This is a genomic window from Microbacterium testaceum StLB037 (assembly GCF_000202635.1).
Lineage (GTDB): Bacteria > Actinomycetota > Actinomycetes > Actinomycetales > Microbacteriaceae > Microbacterium > Microbacterium testaceum_F.
This window is the reverse complement of the sequence record NC_015125.1, coordinates 1053133-1071276: the sequence shown is the minus strand read 5'-3', so window position 1 is coordinate 1071276 and position 18144 is coordinate 1053133. Positions and strand designations below refer to the sequence as shown.

Sequence of the window (18144 nt, the reverse complement as noted above, 5' to 3'; positions counted from 1 at the left end):
TCAACGGCGTCGAGACGGCGAGAGGCGGCAACAACGCTGGTCTATCGTGAGCGACGTGCAGCAGCTATGGCCAGGATCCAGCTATCCCCTCGGGGCCACCTACGACGGTAACGGGACGAATTTCGCCCTCTTCAGCGAGGGGGCGGAGAAGGTCGAGCTGTGCCTGTTCGACGAGGACGGGACGGAGACGCGCTTCGAACTGATCGACGTCGACGCGTTCGTCTGGCACGCCTATCTCCCCAACATCCTCCCCGGGCAGCGGTACGGCTACCGCGTCTACGGCGAGTACGCCCCCGCAGAGGGCAAGCGGTTCAACCCGAGCAAGCTGCTGCTCGATCCCTACGCCAAGGCCGTCGAGGGCCAGATCGACTGGGGCCAGCCCGTCTTCAGCTATGAGTTCGGCGACCCCGACTCGTTCAACGACGAGGACTCCGCCGCGCACATGATGAAGGGCGTGGTCGTCAACCCGTTCTTCGACTGGTCGGGCGATCGCCAGCCGAAGACCCCGTACGCCGAGACGTTCATCTACGAGGCGCACGTGAAGGGCCTGACCCAGCTGCATCCCGACGTGCCGGAAGAGCTGCGCGGCACGTACGCCGGCATCGCCCACCCGGCCGTGATCGACCACCTGCGCAAGCTCGGCGTCACCGCCATCGAGCTCATGCCGGTGCACCAGTTCGTCAACGACTCGACCCTCGAAGAGAAGGGCCTGTCGAACTACTGGGGCTACAACACCATCGCGTTCCTCGCCCCGCAGAACACCTACTCCTCGACCGGCGACCACGGCCAGCAGGTGCAGGAGTTCAAGGCCATGGTCAAGGCGCTGCACGCGGCCGGCATCGAGGTCATCCTCGACGTGGTCTACAACCACACCGCCGAGGGCAACCACATGGGCCCGACCCTGTCGATGCGCGGCATCGACAACGAGGCCTACTACCGCCTCGAAGACGACGACAAGCGGTACTACACCGACTACACCGGCACCGGCAACAGCATGAACGTGGGCAACCCCCACACGTTGCAGCTGATCATGGACTCGCTGCGCTACTGGGTGCTCGAAATGCACGTCGACGGCTTCCGCTTCGACCTCGCCTCGACCCTCGCCCGCGAGTTCTACGAGGTGGACCGCCTCGCGGCCTTCTTCGAGCTCGTCCAGCAGGACCCGATCGTCTCGCAGGTCAAGCTCATCGCCGAGCCGTGGGACGTCGGCCCCGGCGGGTACCAGGTCGGCAACTTCCCGCCCCAGTGGACGGAGTGGAACGGCAAGTACCGCGACACGGTCCGCGACTTCTGGCGCGGCGAGCCGCAGGCGCTCGCGGAGTTCGCGTCGCGTCTCACCGGCTCGGCGGATCTGTACGAGCACTCGGGGCGATTCCCGGTGGCATCCATCAACTTCGTCACCGCCCACGACGGTTTCACGCTCCGCGACCTCGTCTCGTACAACGAGAAGCACAACGAGGCCAACGGCGAGGACAACAACGACGGCGAATCGCACAACCGCTCGAGCAACATGGGCGTCGAGGGTCCCACCGACGACCCCGCGGTGCTGAAGCGCCGGGCGCAGCAGCAGCGCAACTTCATCGCGACGCTCCTGCTCAGCCAGGGCGTGCCGATGCTGCTGCACGGTGATGAGCTCGGCCGCACGCAGGGCGGAAACAACAACGGCTACGCGCAGGACAACGAGATCACGTGGGTGGACTGGTCGAGCGTCGACCACCCGCTCATCGAGTTCACCGCGGCCCTCGCGCGGCTGCGCAAGCAGCACCCCACCTTCCGCCGCAGCCGCTTCTTCGACGGTCGCCCGGTCAAGATGGAGGAGGGTGCGCCGATCCCCGACGTGGTGTGGCTGCGCCCCGACGGCTCCCTCATGCAGCCCGAGGACTGGGACAGCGGGTTCGGGCGAGCCGTCGGCGTGTTCCTCAACGGCCAGGGGATCCGCGAGCGCGACCGTCGTGGCGAGTCGATCAGCGACGACCACTTCCTCGTGCTGTTCAACGCCGGTGACGAGCCGGTGGACTTCGTCCTGCCGGCCTTCGAGTACGCGCCCGAGTGGGACGCGTACGTCGATACTGCCGGGGAGCGCGCGAACACCGAACCGCTGAACCCGGGGCAGACGCTGCCGCTCGAGCCGAAGTCGCTCATCGTGCTGCGCGAGCACCACCTGCCCGAGCCCGAGGTCGATCACTCGGTCGCGGCCTCCCTCACCGCGCAGATCCAGGTGGTCGGGGCCGACGACCTGCCCGGCCAGGCGCCCAAGCCGGAGCTGTGACCGAGATGCGGCATCCGCTTTCGACCTACCGCCTGCAGATCCGCGAATCGTTCACCCTCGACGACGCCGCCGAGGTGACCGACTACCTCGGTCGCCTCGGGGTCTCGTGGGCGTACCTCTCGCCGCTGCTCGAGGCCACTCCCGGTTCGGACCACGGATACGACGTCGTCGACGTCACGCGCGTGGACCCCGCCCGCGGCGGAGCCGAGGGCCTCTCGCGCTTCGTCGAGGCGGCGCGCGCCGAGGAGCTCGGCATCCTCATCGACATCGTCCCCAACCACATGGGCGTCTCGGATCCGCGCGCCAACGCGTGGTGGTGGGACGTGCTGCGTCAGGGTCGAGCCTCGGCTCACGCGACGGCCTTCGACATCGACTGGGAGTTCGGCGGCGGCAAGGTGCGCGTTCCGGTGCTGGGCGCGGACCTCGCGGACGTGATCGATGAGATCTCGTACGACCCGACGCCGGCGGACGACGCCCCCGACGGGCTGATCCGCTACTACGACCACGTCTTCCCGGTCGCGCCGGGGACGGGGACCTCGGACATCCGCGCGCTCCTCGACGCGCAGAACTTCGAACTCCGTTTCTGGCAGGACGAGGCGGCCGACCTCAACTACCGCCGCTTCTTCGCCGTCACGACCCTCGCGGGCGTGCGCGTCGAGCTGCCCGAGGTGTTCGACGCCACGCACGCGGAGATCCTGCGCTGGGTGCGCGAGGGCCTCGCCGACGGCCTGCGGGTCGACCACCCGGACGGGCTCGTCGACCCCGGCGGATACCTCGACCGTCTCTCCGACGCACTCGAAGAAGCGGGCGGCGAGGATGCCGGTTACGTGCTGGTGGAGAAGATCCTCGAGCACGGCGAAGCCCTGCCGTCGTGGTGGAAGACCGCGGGCACGACCGGGTACGACGCGCTCGCCGAGATCGACCGCGTGCTCACCGACCCGGCGGGAGAGGCCGCGCTCGACGCGCTCGACGCCCGCCTCCGCGCCGACAGCGACCTCGAGCCGCTGACCGGCTGGCACGACCTCATCCACGACACGAAGCGCAAGATCGCGGACTCGATCCAGGTCTCCGAGATCCGACGGATCGTGCGGGGCCTTCCGGGCGCGCTCCGCGACGAGTTCGAGAATGACGTCCTGCAGGATGCCCTCGCCGAGATCCTCGCGTGCTTCCCCGTGTACCGCTCGTACCTCCCCGCCGGCCGCGCCCACCTGGATGCCGCCGCCGGGGAGGCCGAGGTCCGCCGTCCCGAGCTGGGCGACGTGATCGAGAAGCTCGTGCCGGCGCTCGCCGACACCTCCCTCGAGATCGCCTGGCGTTTCCAGCAGACGACCGGCCCGGTCATGGCCAAGGGCGTCGAGGACACGGCGTTCTACCGTTACACCCGGCTCGGCTCGCTCACCGAGGTGGGAGGCGACCCCGGCCAGTTCGCGCTCGACGTGCACGGCTTCCACACCGCCCAAGCCCTCCGGCACGCGTCCTGGCCCACCGCCATGACCACGCTGTCGACCCACGACACCAAGCGCGGCGAGGACACCCGTGCCCGCATCGCGGTGCTGGCCGAGATCCCGGAGCGCTGGGCAGAGGTCCTCGCGGAGTTCCGTGAGATCGCCTCGACCGGGCACGGTCCCTTCGACGCGCTCCTGTGGCAGGCCATCGTGGGGGCGTGGCCCGCGTCGGCCTCGACCCGCCACGGGCTGTCCGAGTATCGCGAGCGCCTGCACGCCTACGCCGAGAAGGCGGCTCGCGAGGCCTCCGAGGTCACCGGCTGGAGGGAGCAGGACGAAGCCTTCGAGGAGCGCATGCACGCGGTCGTCGACGCGGCCACCGGTCCCGCGGCCGAGCGCGTGCGCGCGTTCGTCGATGAGATCTCGCCCGCGGGCTGGTCGAACGGGCTGTCGGCGAAACTGCTGCAGATCATGGGTCCGGGCGTCCCCGACGTCTACCAGGGCTCGGAGCTGTGGGAGCAGTCGCTCGTCGACCCCGACAACCGTCGCGCGGTCGACTTCGCCGAGCGTCGGCGGATCCTCGATGAGCTCGACGCGCCCGGAGCCCCTCTTCCGTCGGTGGATGCCACGGGCGCGGCCAAACTGCTCGTGACCTCCCGCGCCCTGCGGTTGCGTCGCGATCACCCGCTCGAGGTCTACCGTCCGCTCGAGGCCGCGGGTTCGGCAGCCGATCATGTCGTCGCCTTCGACCGCGGAGGCGTGTTCGCCGTGGCGACGCGGCTGCCGCACAGCCTCGCGGCTGCGGGCGGCTGGCGCGACACGGTGGTTCTGCTGCCGGACACACCGGTCATCGACGTGCTGACCGGCCGCACCTTCGCCGGTGGTCCCACGCCCCTGGCGGATCTGCTGGCGTTCCTGCCCGTGGCCCTCCTCATTCTGTGACCGCCGTCCCTCGTTCTCGCCACGTGAGGGGTCGTCTCCTGTCGCCTCACGCGGCGTCGAGCGACATTTCTCGACCCCTCACGCGGAAGGACACCCCATGAGCATCGACGTTTGGGCACCCCGGGCAGAGCGAGTGCGGCTGCGCCGGCTCGACGACAGCGGCGACTCCGTCGTCGAAGACATCGAGATGGTCGGGGCCGCCGACGGGTGGTGGACCGCCCCGGTCGAGCTCGCCGACGGCGAGCGGTACGGCTTCGTCCTCGGCGACGGCGACGACCTCCGCCCCGACCCGCGCTCGCGGCGCCAGCCCGGGGGTGTGCACGAAGCCTCGGCCTGGTTCGACCCGAGCGTGTACGCCTGGAACGACGCCGCATGGACGGGAAAACAGCTCGCGGGCGGCCTCATCTACGAGCTGCACCTCGGCACCTTCACCCCCGAGGGGACTCTGGATGCCGCGATCGGACGACTGGAGCACCTCGTCGACCTCGGTGTGACCCACGTGGAGTTGCTGCCGGTGAACGGCTTCAACGGCACGTGGAACTGGGGCTACGACGGGGTGCTCTGGTACACCGTCCACGAGGCGTACGGCGGACCCGAGGCGTACCAGCGCTTCGTCGACGCCGCGCACGCGGCGGGGCTGGCCGTCATCCAGGACGTTGTTTACAACCACCTCGGCCCCTCCGGCAACTACCTGCCCCTCTTCGGCGAGTACCTGCGCGAGGGCAGCCGCAACACCTGGGGCGACTCGGTCAACCTCGACGAAGACGCGGTGCGCGCCTACATCGTCGAGAACGCGCTGATGTGGATGAGCGACTATCACGTCGACGGTCTGCGCCTCGATGCCGTGCACGCGCTGCTCGATCACCGCGACCCCCACGTGCTACAGGAGATCGCCGAGCGCACCGACGCCCTGTCGGCGCACCGCGGCATCCCGCTCACGACCATCGCCGAGAGCGACATGAACGACCCGAAGCTGATCCTCCCGCGCGAGGCCGGCGGGTACGGGCTGACCGCGCAGTGGTCGGACGACTGGCATCACACCGCGCACGTCGCCCTCACCGGCGAGACGATCGGGTACTACGAGGACTTCGCCGACCTGGACGCGTTCCGCAAGGTCAGCGAGGGCGGCTTCTTCCACGACGGCACGTACTCGTCGTTCCGTGAGGAGAAGCACGGCAAGCCGATCCCGGCGGCCGTGCCCAACTGGCGCCTGGTGACCTTCGCGCAGGATCACGACCAGATCGGCAACCGCGCCGCCGGCGACCGTCTGTCGCAGACGCTCGGCTACGAGCGCCTCGCCGCGGCGGCCGTGCTGACGCTCACCGCCCCCGGGACGCCCATGCTGTTCATGGGCGAGGAGTGGGGTGCCACGACCCCCTGGCAGTTCTTCACCTCGCACCCTGAACCCGAGCTGGGCAAGGCCACGGCCGAGGGGCGCATCGCCGAGTTCGCGAAGATGGGCTGGGACGAGTCGACCGTCCCCGACCCGCAGGATCCCTCGACCTTCGAGAACTCGAAGCTCGACTGGGACGAGGTCGGCGAGGGCGATCACGCGCAGCTGCTGGGCCTCTACCGCGAGCTGGCGAAGCTCCGTCGCGAGCGCCCCGAACTCACCGACCCCTCGCGCGAGGGCCTGTCGGCCGCGGCGCGCGAGGCGACCGGTGGCCGCGTGTACGAGCTGCGTCGCGGCGACCTCGTGGTCGTCGTCAACCTTTCGGATGCCGAGGCCTCGGCATCCGTCGTCCCCGGTGCCCGGGTGCTCCTGGCGACGGTGGAGGGCGTGGTGCTCGAGGGCACCGAACTCACCGTTCCGGCGGGTGGCAGCGCGATCGCGGGTCCGGCCCTCTGACGCGGAGAACGCCCCGTCCGACCTCCCGGTCGGGTGGGGCGTTCTCTGTGTGCGGATTCCGCCGAGCGCGCCCCGCTGCCCGCCTGCTCGCTCTCCTCGTCCCACTTCTGGCGGAGCATGTCCCACTTATGGCTCGTGGGAGGGGCTGCAACCAGCCATAAGTGGGACGAGGTTCGGGAGAGGTCAGTCGACCGACGGCCGGACCAGGCGCAGGATGCGGATGACCGCCGGCGGCAGCAGCACGAACACGGCGACGATGATCGCCATCACGCCGATGCCGGTGCTCCGCGGTTCGCCGCCGAAGCGCTCGACCGCGAGCCAGCTCAGACCCCACGCCAGCGCCAGGGCGGGGGTGATCCGCCAGGAGCTCCGCCACGCGATCGCCAGGCCGATGAGGCCCACCACGACGAGGACGGCGATGCCGATGGCATCCGCTGCCTTCTCCCAGGACGACGGGGCGATGGTCGTGAGCCACGCGGCCGTGTTGGCGACCGTGGCGAGGGTGACCCAGCCGAGGTGCAGGCCCGTGACGCCGTCGATCAGCACGGAGTCGACCGCCCCGCCCCGCGGTTCGCGCGTGGTGACCGCGACGTGGAACGTCCAGCCGAGGGCGGCGAGAAGCAGCACGATGACGACCACGGTGAGGAAGAGCGTGCCGAAGCGCGCGGCGACGAGCCAGAGACCGTTGAGGGTCATCGTCAGGGCGATGAGCCACCCGAGCGCGCGCTGGCGCGGGTTCGTCCGCTGACGGGGGAGGGCCTGCCAGATCGCGTAGGCGATGAGTCCGAGGTAGATCACCGACCAGATCGAGAAGGCGGGTCCGGCCGGGGCGAGGTACGACCCGTCGGTGTTGAGGGCGCCGCCCTGCTGATCCTGGACCGCCGAGTTGCCGAAGGCGCCGGCCCCGATCACGGCCGCGATGAGCATGAACGACACCGCGGAGAGGACGACGATCTGACGCGCGAGGTCGTTCCCCCGCCATGAAGTTGCTGCGTTCATGAAGGAAAGCCTAGATAAGCTAGCGAGATCGGGGCTGCGGGCTTGACATCGCGGCCTGCGGGGACGGTCAGGCGGCGACGGCGCGCGCGGCGAAGGACCGCAGCAAGAGCGTGGGCTGCTCGACCGAGACCGTGCGCACGTGGGCCGAGACCTGGTCGAACGCCTCCGCGTCGAAGTACCCGGCGTCGCGGTAGACCTCCATGCGCGCGACGAAGGCGTCGGCGGTGGGCTCCGGGTGGAACTGCGTCGCCCAGAGTCCGGTGCCGGCGCGGTAGGCCTGGACGGGGCAGGCGTCGTTCTCCGCGAGCAGCGTCGCGGTCGGCGGCACGCTCGCGGTGCCCTCCTTGTGCGCGGTCAGCGCCTCGAAACGGGGGCTCAGGATGCCGAAGAGCTCGTCGGCGCGACCGGCCTCGGTCAGCGTGATGTCGGCGGGGCCGGTGCCCTCCGGGTGCAGGAGGGTGACCTCGCCGCCCAGCAGGCGCGTCACCACGCCGATGCCGAAGCAGGTGAAGAGGGCGTTCGTGCGCCCCTCGATCGCCGCCGCGGCGAGACGCTCGAGGTCGCTCTCGAGGCGGCGCTGCTCCTCGGTCTTGTCGGGGTCGGTGACGTTGAAGGGGCTGCCGCCCACGACGACGCCCGCGTACCGGTCGAGATCCGCGGGCAGGGGCTCGCGCACGAGATCGTGATGGACGAGGTCGTCGTCGCCCACGCCGAGGCCGTCGCGGAACGACGCCCACTCGGCCACGGCCGCCTCGCGCTGCGGGCGAGCGCAGACGTAGAGCAGGCGACCGGTCATCCGAGGATTCTATGCGGAGGCGGCCGAGGGGAGGACCTTTCGCGACGCATGACGCCGCACGGGCATTCCGGGTGTCAGCGGCGGGGACCGCCCCGTCCTGTCCCCCGCTCGAGGGCCGCGCCGGCGCGTGATCGTCGGACCGCAACGAGGAGGGCTCCCGCGAGGAGCGCGGCGGCCCCTCCGACGGCGAGGCCCGGGCTCGACGGCATCCCGGACTCCGCGAGGCGGGCGGGCGGGACGGTCGAAGCGGAGGGGGCGGGCGTCGGCGCGACTTCGGCCAGAGTGAAGCTCGCCGTCGTGGTGATGGGGACGGGCCAGCGCGCGTCCGCGAGGTAGGTGGACAGGAAGGGGGCCGGTTGCCCCTCGGTGGGCACGTCGCCGGTCGTCGCCTGCAGCGGGAGGGTCACCTCTCCGCTTTCGATCGTGACCGTCTGCTCGCTCGGGGAGGGCCGCCACGCGAGCGAGTCGGTCGTTCCCACCGTGACGAGGAGCGCGTGACCGGGCTCGAGCGTCCACTCGACGTTGCGCAGGTGCATCCGGGTCGTCCCCGAGGCGTCCACCGGCGCGGCCTCCTCGACGATCAGCGTCGGAACGCCTGCGGGATCGACGTCCCAGAGGCGCGCGTGCGCGACGCCGGTCCCCTGAGTCCGCAGGCTCAGGGACGCCCGCCCGCTCAGCCGGGTGGGCTCGTCCACGGGGGTCGAAAGCGTCTGGGAGGCCCCGATGCTCTGCGCGTCGCGGGGTGCGGTGCCGAAGAACGAGCCGTCGACCTCTTCATCGGGCTGCAGTGCGTCGGCGCCGCGTCCGGTGTCGACGTACGAGCCGGGGGCGAGAGGAGCGGTGAGCTCCCGCGTGACGCCGGGCCAGGACGCCTGCAGGCGCCAGCGCCCCTCGTTGTCCTGCAGCGCCCAGGCCGGGTCGGGGGCCGGCGCGCCGAGCAGGTGCGCGTCGAAGAACGCCCGCACCTCATCGATCCACCCGGCGCGGCCCATCTTCAGACGCCCCTCGTCATCGACATCGTTGCCGGAGACGTGGTCCCACGGCCCCGCCCACCCGCTCACCGGCCCCTCGATGGCATCCAGGAACTCCGCCATGCCCTCCGGCCGCGTGTTCCTCTCGGTCCATCCCTGCGTCAGGAACAGCGGGACCGTCGACCCCGCCGCGCGACGGGCGGTGTCGCGGGCACTCCAGAACGACGAGGCGCGGTCGGATGCCAAGGTGTCGGCCAGAATGCCGGCGGCGCACTCGGGGTGGGTCTGCTCGTACGCGGCGTTGGTTCGATAGCGCTCGGTGTCCGGCGGGACGACGACACCGTCCACCGTGCCGGGATGGTCGATCCCGGGGAGGGCCGCGATGCCGTTGTACGCGTCGATCGTCGTGCGGTTGTTCTCGGCGGGGATGCCGTTCTCGTAGAGGTAGTCGTAGAGATTCCACGACGGCTCCTGCGCGACGACGGCCGCGAGCCCCGCGGGCCGGTCGGCGAGACCGATGAGCCCGGTGACCGCGTCGTAGGACTTCCCGTACATCCCCACGCGACCCGTCGACCACGGAGCGGATGCCGCCCACTCCACGAAGGCGCGCACGTCGGCCTGCTCGCCCGGACCGGTGAAGTCGTAGCAGCCGGAGCTCCCGCCGAAGCCGCGCAGGTCGCCGAACACCACGGTGTATCCGGCGGCGAAGAGACCGCCGTCGTCGATGAAGGCACGGTGACGCAGGGAGGGGCCGGTGAAGGCCTTCTCCTCGTCGGCCTGCTGGCCGGCGTGCGAGAGATACGGACCGCTGATGAGGATCACGGGCGTGCGGGCGTCCGCCGGCAGCCCGGCCGGTCGGAGCACGTCGGCATGCAGTTCGACGGGGTCGCCGTTGCGGTTGGCGACCGACGACGGCAGGTAGTGCTCGGTCCAGACCGCCCCCTCAGGGACCGAAGGGTTCTGCGCGTGGGTGACACCCTTGGAGACGTCGGGGTCGGTGTCGGCGGTGGCGACGGCGTCCGGGGCGGGCGTGGGGGTGTCGTCGGGTGTGGTCTCAGGCTCGGGCGCCTCCGCGGGCTCGGGCGCCTCCGCGGAGCGCACGACGGGCCCTGACGCGGAACCGCTCGTGTCGGCGGCGACGGCGGGAGCCGCGCCGATCAGGGTGAGCACGACGGCCACCGCCAAGGCCTTCGTCGCTGTACGACCGTGCATTCCGTCTCCCCTTCGCGGTGCGCGTCGATCGCACCCTATCGCGCAGGGTTCGACCCGTCTTGCGCGGGTCGGACCCTCACGCGGAGCGGAGCGTCAAGTGCGGGTCGGCGCCGCGGGTGAGGGGCGGGAGCTCAGGCGCGGGTCGGCGCCGCGGGGGCGGAGCGGCCCGCGGTCAGCGCGAGGAGCGCGCTGTGCGACCCCGCACGATGCCGACGAACGTCTCGACGTCCGGCGTGGTGCGGTCCCGGAGCCACGCGAGCGCCACGGTGGAGACCGGGCCGTCGCGCAGCACGCGGTACTCGACGTCGCGGCGCTGGTGGGCGCGCGCGAGCGACATCGGAACGATCACGACGCCGACGCCCGCGGCCACCGTCGCGATGGCTTCTTCGGTGTCCGCCGGGGGCGCGAACGCCGGGGCGACGGCATCCGGGATCCGTGCACCGAGCACGTCGTCCGTGGGGACGATCACGACCTCGCCCGCCAGATCCGCGGTGTCGAGCTCATCGCCGGCGGTCAGGTGCGAGTCGACCGACATCACGACGACGGGTTGCTCCTCGTAGAGCGGGATGAGGTGGAGATCATCGGATGCCTCGACGGGAAGCCGCACGAGCGCGGCGTCCACGTCGTCGAGGTGCGCCCGCTGGCCGGCGACGTCGATCTCACGCAGTTCGAGCGAGACGTGCGGCATACGTTCGCGCCACAGCCCGATCCACTTGCCCGGGGTCGCGCCGGGAACGGCGCCCAGCACGAAGCTGCGCGGGGGCTCCGGCGGAACGGGCGCCGGGCGAGGTGTTCTCGCTTTCGCGGGTCGTTTCGGCGTCGCGGGGCGTGCCGCTGCGCCCTTCCGAGCGCCGCCGCCGGTGCCGCGCCCCCGGGACCCGCTGCCGTTCGCCATGGTCCCAGGCTATCCGCGCGAGTAACGTAGACCGCATGATCGGTATCCTGGCGCTTGTTTTCGCGGGCCTTGCTGCCCTGCTGCACGTCTACATCTTCGTGCTCGAGAGCGTGCGCTGGTCGCAGCCGAAGACGTGGAAGGTCTTCGGGATCGCCGACCAGAAGACGGCGGATGCCACGAAGCCCATGGCGTACAACCAGGGCTTCTACAACCTGTTCCTCGCGATCGGTGCGATCATCGGCATCCTGTTCTGGATCGTCAACGGCGTCGGCGACGTCGCCGGACGCACCCTGCTGATCTTCTCGCTCGGCTCGATGCTGGGTGCGGCGCTCGTGCTCGTGACGTCGGGCAGCAAGTACCTGCGCCCCGCGACCATTCAGGGCACGCTGCCGCTCATCGGCCTGGTGCTCGCGATCCTCGCGTGAGGCGCGCGTGCCCGGTGCCGTGAGGGGCGGCTCCGGCACCGCACGATGCCCCTCTCCGGCCCCGGGAAAACGAAAACCCGCACGCCCCGAGGAGTCGTGCGGGTCGTGAGGCCGTTGGACGGCCGTCGGACAGGCGGGGTCACGCGGCCAGGCGGAGTCCCCGCTGGTCGGTGGCGACGGCCTCGCCGTCGTTGATGATCTCGTCGTCGCCGATGAGCGAGCCCGTTGCGATGCGGGCGTTGTGTCCCACCTGCGTGCGAACGCCGATGTGAGCGCCCGCGCCGATGACCGCGCCCGCGCAGATGTGCGCGTGCGGCTCGATGCGTGCCTCGGGTCCGATGACGGCGTCGGACTCGATCCACGCCCCGCGGCCGACATGAACACCCGCGGCGATCTGCACGCCGGGTTCGACGTAGGCGCCGTTCTCGACCAGCGCCGACGGGTGGACCTTCGCGCCGTGCGCGACGAGTCCGCGACCGTTGACGTGCTTGCGGTAGCGCAGCGTCTCGCCGTGGTCGTTTTCGATGTCGATGTAGTTCTTACCCACGATCCCCTCCGGTCGACTCTCGGATTCAGCCGACATGTATGACAACGGGTGGGGAATGCCCTTCATTCCCTCGAATGGTTCTTCGTCGCCCGTGCCGCCATCGGTTTGCTCGATGTCGAGAGAAGTGCGGCGAGGACTCCCGACGATGTTGCGTCCTCCTGTTCTCGCACGCTCGCCTGGCTGGGCGAGCCGGGTTGACAGGAGCGCACCGGAGGGGCGCTGATTCATCGGGACGGTTCGACGGTCACCCGGGCTGACAGGTGGGGCACCAATACACGTTGCGTTCGCTCGTCGCCGAAGCCCCGAGCGCGGTCGCGCGGATCGGGGTTCCGCATCGGCGGCAGGGGGCGCCCTCGCGGCCGTAGACCCAGAACCGGCGGCCGGGGCGCGTGTCGCCCGTGAACGTTCGCTCGGGGCGGGGAAGGTTCGCACGGATCATGCGCTCGCCGAGTGCGATCGTGGCGGGGACGTCGATCTCGGTGGCGGGGGTCGTCGGGGCGATGCCGCGGACGAACAGCAGCTCGTTCGCGTAGACGTTGCCGAAACCGGCGACGTTGCGCTGATCGAGCAGAGCGACATGGACCTCGCGGGTGTCGGCCCCGACGCGTCGGACGGCTTCGGCCTCGTCCCAGTCGTCGGCGAGCAGATCGGGGCCGAGGTGGCCGATGACGGTGTGCTCGTCGGTCGTGCGGAGCACCTCGACCATCGCGAGGTCGAAGCCGACGGCGTCGGCACCCGCCACCCCGACGATCGCGCGGGCCTTGAAGGCGGGTCGACGCCAGCGCTCGCCGGGGCGGTAGACGTCCCACCGGCCCTCCATCTTCAGGTGCGAGTGCAGCGTGTAGCCGCCGATGCGATGCAGGAGGTGTTTGCCGCGAGCAGCGACCTCGTGGACGGTCTCCCCGCGCAGGTCGGCCGTCGCGCTCCCCGGCACGCGGATGTCGAAGCGCGTCACGACCTTGCCCGCAAGGGCCGCGGAGAGCTTGGCCGCGGCGCGGTAGACGGTGTCTCCCTCAGGCACGGGCGGCCTCGCGCAGGGTGTCGCCCGCGGTGAGCTTGCGCAGCGTGAGACCCTTCGGGGACTCGACGAAGCCCGCGGTGCGCAGCGCGCGACCGACCGCCGTGCCGTACACGAACTCGCCGTTGACCTGCTCGATCGTCAGAGTCTCGAGCCGTCGTCGTTTCGCCGTCTCGGCGAGGTCGGTCGCGGCGGCCGCGAGGCGGGCCTCGTCGTCGGTGAACGCGAGGGCGGTGCGCCCGCCGCGTTCGAGATACAGGGTTAACTCGCCGTCGACCAGCACGACCAGCCCTCCCGCCTTGCGCCCCGGGCGATGGGTGACCCCTTCGATTCCGGGCCAACCGAGCGCCGCGCCGTAGGGGTTGGCCGGGTCGGTCGCAGCGAGGGTGACGGCGCGCAGGGGCGGGGGATCGGCGACGGCGGCGAACTCGCGGAGCCGGTCGACCGTCGCCGAGGCGGCGAACTGTGCCGCTCCGAGCTTTTCGATGACGTACCCCCGCCGACAGTGACCCGCTTCTTCGAACCCGGCCAGGATCCGGTACACCTGCGCGAACCCGCCGGGGACGCCCTCGGACTGCACGGCCCCTCGCGTCACGACGCCGTACCGGTCGAGCAGCAGGCTCGCCGTCGCGGTCGCGCGGGCGGCGGCATCCGGCTCCCTGTCGGGGAGGAGCGACCAGCGCCCGCCGAGCGACGGGGGACGCGGGGCCGAGGTCGCCCGAGGCATGGTGGCCCCGCGGTACATCCGTGCGCGCGGGGCGCGCCGCGCGACCCGGTGCGACTGCCCTCCGCCGCTGAGCAGCGTACGGACCGGGGCGAAGGTGTCGTTCGTGACGCGTCCCGCCCAGGTGAGCGCCCAGAGAGCGTCGTTGACCGACTGCTCGTTCTCGGCCCCGGCGAGCTGCTTCAGCTGCGCGGCGAAGTACGCGCCTCCGCCCTCGAGCGCCGCCAGGATGCGTGCTTCGAGCGAGTCGGGGGCCGGGTCGTCGGGGTCGTCGGGATCCTGCAGCGTGAACGGCGCGGCCTCGGCGGGGTGCAGGGCGATCCAGCCGTCGCGGCCCGGAAGCGTGCCGTGGCCCGACCAGACCACCTCGCCTGTCGCGGTGAGCTCGTCGAGGAGCGCGGGGGAGTAGTCGCGGACGCGGGAGGGGAGCACGAGCGACTCCCACGCGCTCGCCGGGATCGGCACTCCCGCGAGCTGTTCGATGACCGCGAGGACGCCGTCGATGCCCTCGAGGGGGCGGCCCAGGTGCTGCCACACGGGGAGGAAGCGCGCGTAGGCCGCGGGCGGGACGGGCTCGACGCTGCCGCGGATGGCGGCGAGGGAGCGCATGCGCAGTCGCCGGAGCACCTCGACGTCGCACCATTCGGTGTCGTCGCCACGGCTGCCGCCCGAGGCCTCCGGCAGGAAGAAGCCGCTCGCCAGACGGCCCTGCGATTCGAGCCGCTGCAGCGTCAACCGGGCGACCGCGATGCCGACGCCCAACCGCTCGGCGACAGCGTCGGTCGTGAACGGCGCGTGCGTGCGCGCGTACCGCGCGACCAGGTCGCCGAGCGGGTCGGCGAGGGGTTCGAGGAAGGCGTTCGGGATGCCGACGGGCAGCGCCGCGCCGAGGGCATCGCGGAGCCGCCCGGCGTCTTCGATCCCGGCGACGCGAGAGACGCCACCGATCGTGACGCGGATCGCGCGGCGATCGTCGACGAGGGTCGCGAGGTGCTGCTCGGCCTCGGTGAGGGCATCGCTCTCGGCGTCGAGGCGGGCGGCGACCTCGGTCGCGTCGAGCGGGCCGAGGATGCGCAAGAGGTCGGCCACGCCCTCGACCCCGCGCGCACGACGGTCGGGGTCGAGGCGCTGCGCTTCGCGCTCGAACTGCGCGATGACCTCGGGGTCGAGGAGCTCGCGCATCTCGACCTTGCCGAGCAGTTCGCTCAGCAGTGCCGGGTCGACCGAGAGTGCGGCCGCGCGTCGCTCGGCGAGGGGCGAGTCGCCCTCGTACATGAACGCCCCGACGTACCCGAAGAGCAGGTCGCGGGCGTACGGCGAGGGCTGCGACGTGGTGATCTCGACGAGGCGGATCCGCCGCTCGCCGATCTGCCGGGTCACCCGCAGCAGGGCGGGAAGGTCGTAGACGTCCTGCAGCACCTCGCGGAGCGTCTCGAGGATGATCGGGAACGACGGATGCCGCTTCGCGACCTCGAGCAGCTGCGCCGAGCGTTGGCGCTGCTGCCACAGAGGCGAACGGCGGTTGGGATTGAGCCGCGGGAGCAGCAGCGCCCGCGCGGCGCACTCGCGGAAACGCGAGGCGAACAGCGCCGAGCCGCCGACCTCGTCGGTGACGATCTGCTCGAGCTCGTCGGGTTCGAAGACGAAGAGGTCGGCTCCGGGCGGTTCGGCCGCGGCATCCGGAACCCGGGCGATGATCCCGTCGTCGCTCGCGACGGCGGCGCCCTCGACGCCCAGTCGCTCGCGGATCCGCGCGTTCACCGCGAGGGCCCAGGGCGAGTGCACCTGCATTCCGTAGGGGGAGTGCAGGATGATGCGCCAGTCCCCGACCTCGTCACGGCTGCGCTCGACGGTCAGGGTGCGGTCGGTGGGGAGGCTCCCGGTCGCCTCGCGCTGCTCGGCGAGATACGACAGCAGGTTGGTGATCGCGTTGTCGTCGAGCCCGGATTCGCGCAGGCGCTCCTCGGCCTTGGCCTGTTCGGCGCCGGCGAGGTCGCGCGAGAACTTTCCCAGCGCTTCTCCGAGTTCGGCGGGGCGGCCGATGCCGTCGCCGTGCCAGAACGGCAGCTTGCCGGGCTGGCCGAAGGCGGGCAGGACGTTCACCCGGTCGTGGGTGATCTCGACGATGCGCCAGCTCGTGGTGCCGAGCGTGAAGACGTCGTTGACGCGCGACTCGTACACCATCTCTTCGTCGAGCTCGCCGACGCGCGCGTTCTGGGACTCGCCCGCCACGAAGACACCGAAGAGCCCGCGATCGGGGATCGTTCCGCCGCTGGTCACCGCGATGCGCTGCGCACCGGGTCGGCCGGTGAGCGTCCCCGCGTCGCGGTCCCAGACCAGGCGGGGGCGCAGCTCGGCGAACTCGTCGGACGGGTAGCGCCCGGCGAGGAGGTCGAGCGTCGCCTCGTAGGCCGAGCGCGGCAGCGAGCGGAACGGCGCGCTGCGCTTGACGGTGTCGAACCACTCTTCGACGTCGATCGAGCCGAGGGCGGCGGCCGCGACGGTTTGCTGCGCCAGGATGTCGAGCGGATTCTGCGGCACCGCGATCGCCTCGATGCGCCCCGCGAGCATGCGCTCGGTGACGACGGCGGTGTGCAGCACATCGCTGCGGTGCTTGGGGAAGAGGGCCGCGCGGCTCACCTCGCCGACCTGGTGTCCCGCGCGTCCGACGCGCTGGAGACCGGATGCCGCGCTCGGCGGTGCCTCGACCTGGATGACGAGGTCGACCGCCCCCATGTCGATGCCGAGCTCGAGGCTGCTCGTCGCCACGACGCAGCGCAGAGCGCCGGACTTGAGCTCGTCTTCGACCTGGGCGCGCTGCTCTTTCGACACGGAGCCGTGGTGGGCTTTGGCGAGGATCGCCGAGACTCCGGCCGTCGACCCCGCCTGCGCCCCCCCACTCGCCCCTCCAGCCGGCGCATTCGCGCCGCCCGGAGCCTCTGCTCTGTGGACCCACATCGCTGCCGGGACCGTCGGCTCGGGCACATCGATCCCCACCCGCTCGGCGTAGATCTCGTTAAGTCGCCCGGTGAGGCGCTCGGCGAGACGGCGCGAGTTCGAGAACACGATCGTCGATCGACGCTCGAGGATGCGATCGACGATCGCCTCCTCGACGTGCGGCCAGACCGATCCGGCCATCTCGGTGCTCTCGGGCCGCTCGGAGAACCATTCGCCGTCGGTCGCCTCGTCGGGCGCCGGCGACCCCGGCGGTGGGGGAGGGTTGAGCATGTCCTCGATCGGCACGACGACCGACAGGTCGAACGCCTTCGTCGCTTTCGGCGCCACGATGTCGACGGGCTGCGCGCCGCCGAGGAACCGCGCGACCTCGTCGATCGGTCGCACGGTGGCCGAGAGTCCGATCCGCTGCGCGGGCTTCTCGAGGAGCGCGTCGAGGCGCTCGAGGCTCACCGCGAGGTGCGCGCCGCGCTTGGTCGCGGCGACGGCGTGGACCTCGTCGATGATCACCGTGTGCACGCCCCGCAGCGTCTCGGCGGCCTGGCTCGTCAGCATGAGGTACAGCGACTCGGGCGTCGTGATGAGGATGTCGGGCGGATCGGTGACGAGCTTGCGGCGGTCGCTCGAGCTCGTATCTCCGGAGCGGACGCCGACCGTCACCCCGGGGACCTGGATGCCGAGGCGCCGGGCCGACTGCCCGATCCCGACGAGCGGCGAGCGGAGGTTGCGTTCGACGTCGACGCCGAGGGCCTTGAGCGGGGAGATGTAGAGGACGCGCGTGTTCGTCGCCGGGGCCTTCGGGGCCGCCTTCTTGCCGCGGCGCGGGGGCTCGGCATCCGGGATCTCGGGGGTCTTCTCGCGGAAGATGCGGTCGATCGCGAACAGGAAGGCCGACAGGGTCTTTCCGGAGCCGGTGGGCGCGACGACGAGCGCGTTGCGCCCGGACGAGACCGACTCCCACGCGCCCTTCTGCGCATTGGTGGGGGCCGAGAACGCGCCGCGGAACCAGTCCTGCGTCGCAGGACCGAATCTGTCGAGGACGTCAGCCATGCCGACATCCTCTCTCGGACCTCCGACATCGAGTCGGGGTTGACGTT

11 protein-coding genes are annotated in these 18144 nt (G+C 71.2%); 4 read left to right on the top strand and 7 right to left on the bottom strand.

Going from position 1 to position 18144, the window contains the following annotated elements:
* Positions 1 to 46: 46 nt before the first annotated feature.
* The 3 genes from glgX to treZ all read left to right on the top strand — a co-directional run bounded on the left by glgX (position 47) and on the right by treZ (position 6505).
* Positions 47 to 2269, top strand: a complete 2223-nt coding sequence (glgX, locus tag MTES_RS04930) for a glycogen debranching protein GlgX (protein WP_167539371.1) — start codon at positions 47 to 49, stop codon at positions 2267 to 2269.
* A gap of 5 nt (positions 2270 to 2274) precedes the next feature.
* Entirely contained in the window at positions 2275 to 4656 is a 2382-nt protein-coding gene (gene treY / locus MTES_RS04925) for a malto-oligosyltrehalose synthase (protein WP_013584101.1), read from the top strand.
* Positions 4657 to 4753: 97 nt separating this feature from the next.
* Entirely contained in the window at positions 4754 to 6505 is a 1752-nt protein-coding gene (gene treZ / locus MTES_RS04920) for a malto-oligosyltrehalose trehalohydrolase (protein ID WP_013584100.1), read from the top strand.
* Positions 6506 to 6688: 183 nt separating this feature from the next.
* Here treZ and MTES_RS04915 read toward each other — a convergent pair whose 3' ends face one another.
* From MTES_RS04915 to MTES_RS04900, 4 genes are all read right to left on the bottom strand, one after another.
* A complete protein-coding gene (locus tag MTES_RS04915; RefSeq protein WP_013584099.1) occupies positions 6689 to 7504 on the bottom strand; it encodes a tryptophan-rich sensory protein in 816 nt (271 codons plus the stop codon).
* 67 nt (positions 7505 to 7571) lie between these two features.
* Complete coding sequence (locus MTES_RS04910) at positions 7572 to 8300, bottom strand: glutamine amidotransferase-related protein (protein WP_013584098.1); 729 nt, start codon at positions 8298 to 8300, stop codon at positions 7572 to 7574.
* 74 nt (positions 8301 to 8374) lie between these two features.
* Positions 8375 to 10483, bottom strand: a complete 2109-nt coding sequence (locus MTES_RS04905; protein WP_013584097.1) for a CocE/NonD family hydrolase — start codon at positions 10481 to 10483, stop codon at positions 8375 to 8377.
* 172 nt (positions 10484 to 10655) lie between these two features.
* Positions 10656 to 11231, bottom strand: a complete 576-nt coding sequence (locus tag MTES_RS04900; protein ID WP_231848145.1) for a LysR substrate-binding domain-containing protein — start codon at positions 11229 to 11231, stop codon at positions 10656 to 10658.
* A 182-nt stretch (positions 11232 to 11413) separates the two neighbouring features.
* On the opposite strand from MTES_RS04900, the gene MTES_RS04895 reads away from it, so the two are divergent.
* On the top strand, positions 11414 to 11803 hold the full coding sequence (locus tag MTES_RS04895; RefSeq protein ID WP_013584095.1) for a DUF1304 domain-containing protein: 390 nt from the start codon (positions 11414 to 11416) through the stop codon (positions 11801 to 11803).
* A gap of 139 nt (positions 11804 to 11942) precedes the next feature.
* On the opposite strand, the gene MTES_RS04890 is transcribed toward MTES_RS04895, so the two are convergent.
* The 3 genes from MTES_RS04890 to MTES_RS04880 form a co-directional block, all read right to left on the bottom strand.
* Positions 11943 to 12350 (bottom strand): transferase, encoded by a 408-nt coding sequence (locus MTES_RS04890; RefSeq protein ID WP_043361032.1) that lies wholly within the window; start codon positions 12348 to 12350, stop codon positions 11943 to 11945.
* 244 nt (positions 12351 to 12594) lie between these two features.
* Positions 12595 to 13371 carry a DNA-formamidopyrimidine glycosylase family protein gene (locus MTES_RS04885; RefSeq protein WP_013584093.1) on the bottom strand — a complete coding sequence of 259 codons (777 nt, stop codon included), beginning with the start codon at positions 13369 to 13371 and terminating at the stop codon, positions 12595 to 12597.
* Positions 13364 to 18097 carry an ATP-dependent helicase gene (locus MTES_RS04880; protein WP_013584092.1) on the bottom strand — a complete coding sequence of 1578 codons (4734 nt, stop codon included), beginning with the start codon at positions 18095 to 18097 and terminating at the stop codon, positions 13364 to 13366. The genes MTES_RS04885 and MTES_RS04880 overlap by 8 nt, the downstream gene beginning before the upstream one ends.
* Positions 18098 to 18144: the final 47 nt, after the last annotated feature.

Coding starts and splice junctions, on each gene's coding strand:
- treY (WP_013584101.1), top strand. CDS start 2,275: ATGCGGCATCCGCTTTCGACCTACCGCCTGCAGATCCGCGAATCGTTC.
- treZ (WP_013584100.1), top strand. CDS start 4,754: ATGAGCATCGACGTTTGGGCACCCCGGGCAGAGCGAGTGCGGCTGCGC.
- MTES_RS04915 (WP_013584099.1), bottom strand. CDS start 7,504: ATGAACGCAGCAACTTCATGGCGGGGGAACGACCTCGCGCGTCAGATC.
- MTES_RS04910 (WP_013584098.1), bottom strand. CDS start 8,300: ATGACCGGTCGCCTGCTCTACGTCTGCGCTCGCCCGCAGCGCGAGGCG.
- MTES_RS04905 (WP_013584097.1), bottom strand. CDS start 10,483: ATGCACGGTCGTACAGCGACGAAGGCCTTGGCGGTGGCCGTCGTGCTC.
- MTES_RS04895 (WP_013584095.1), top strand. CDS start 11,414: ATGATCGGTATCCTGGCGCTTGTTTTCGCGGGCCTTGCTGCCCTGCTG.
- MTES_RS04880 (WP_013584092.1), bottom strand. CDS start 18,097: ATGGCTGACGTCCTCGACAGATTCGGTCCTGCGACGCAGGACTGGTTC.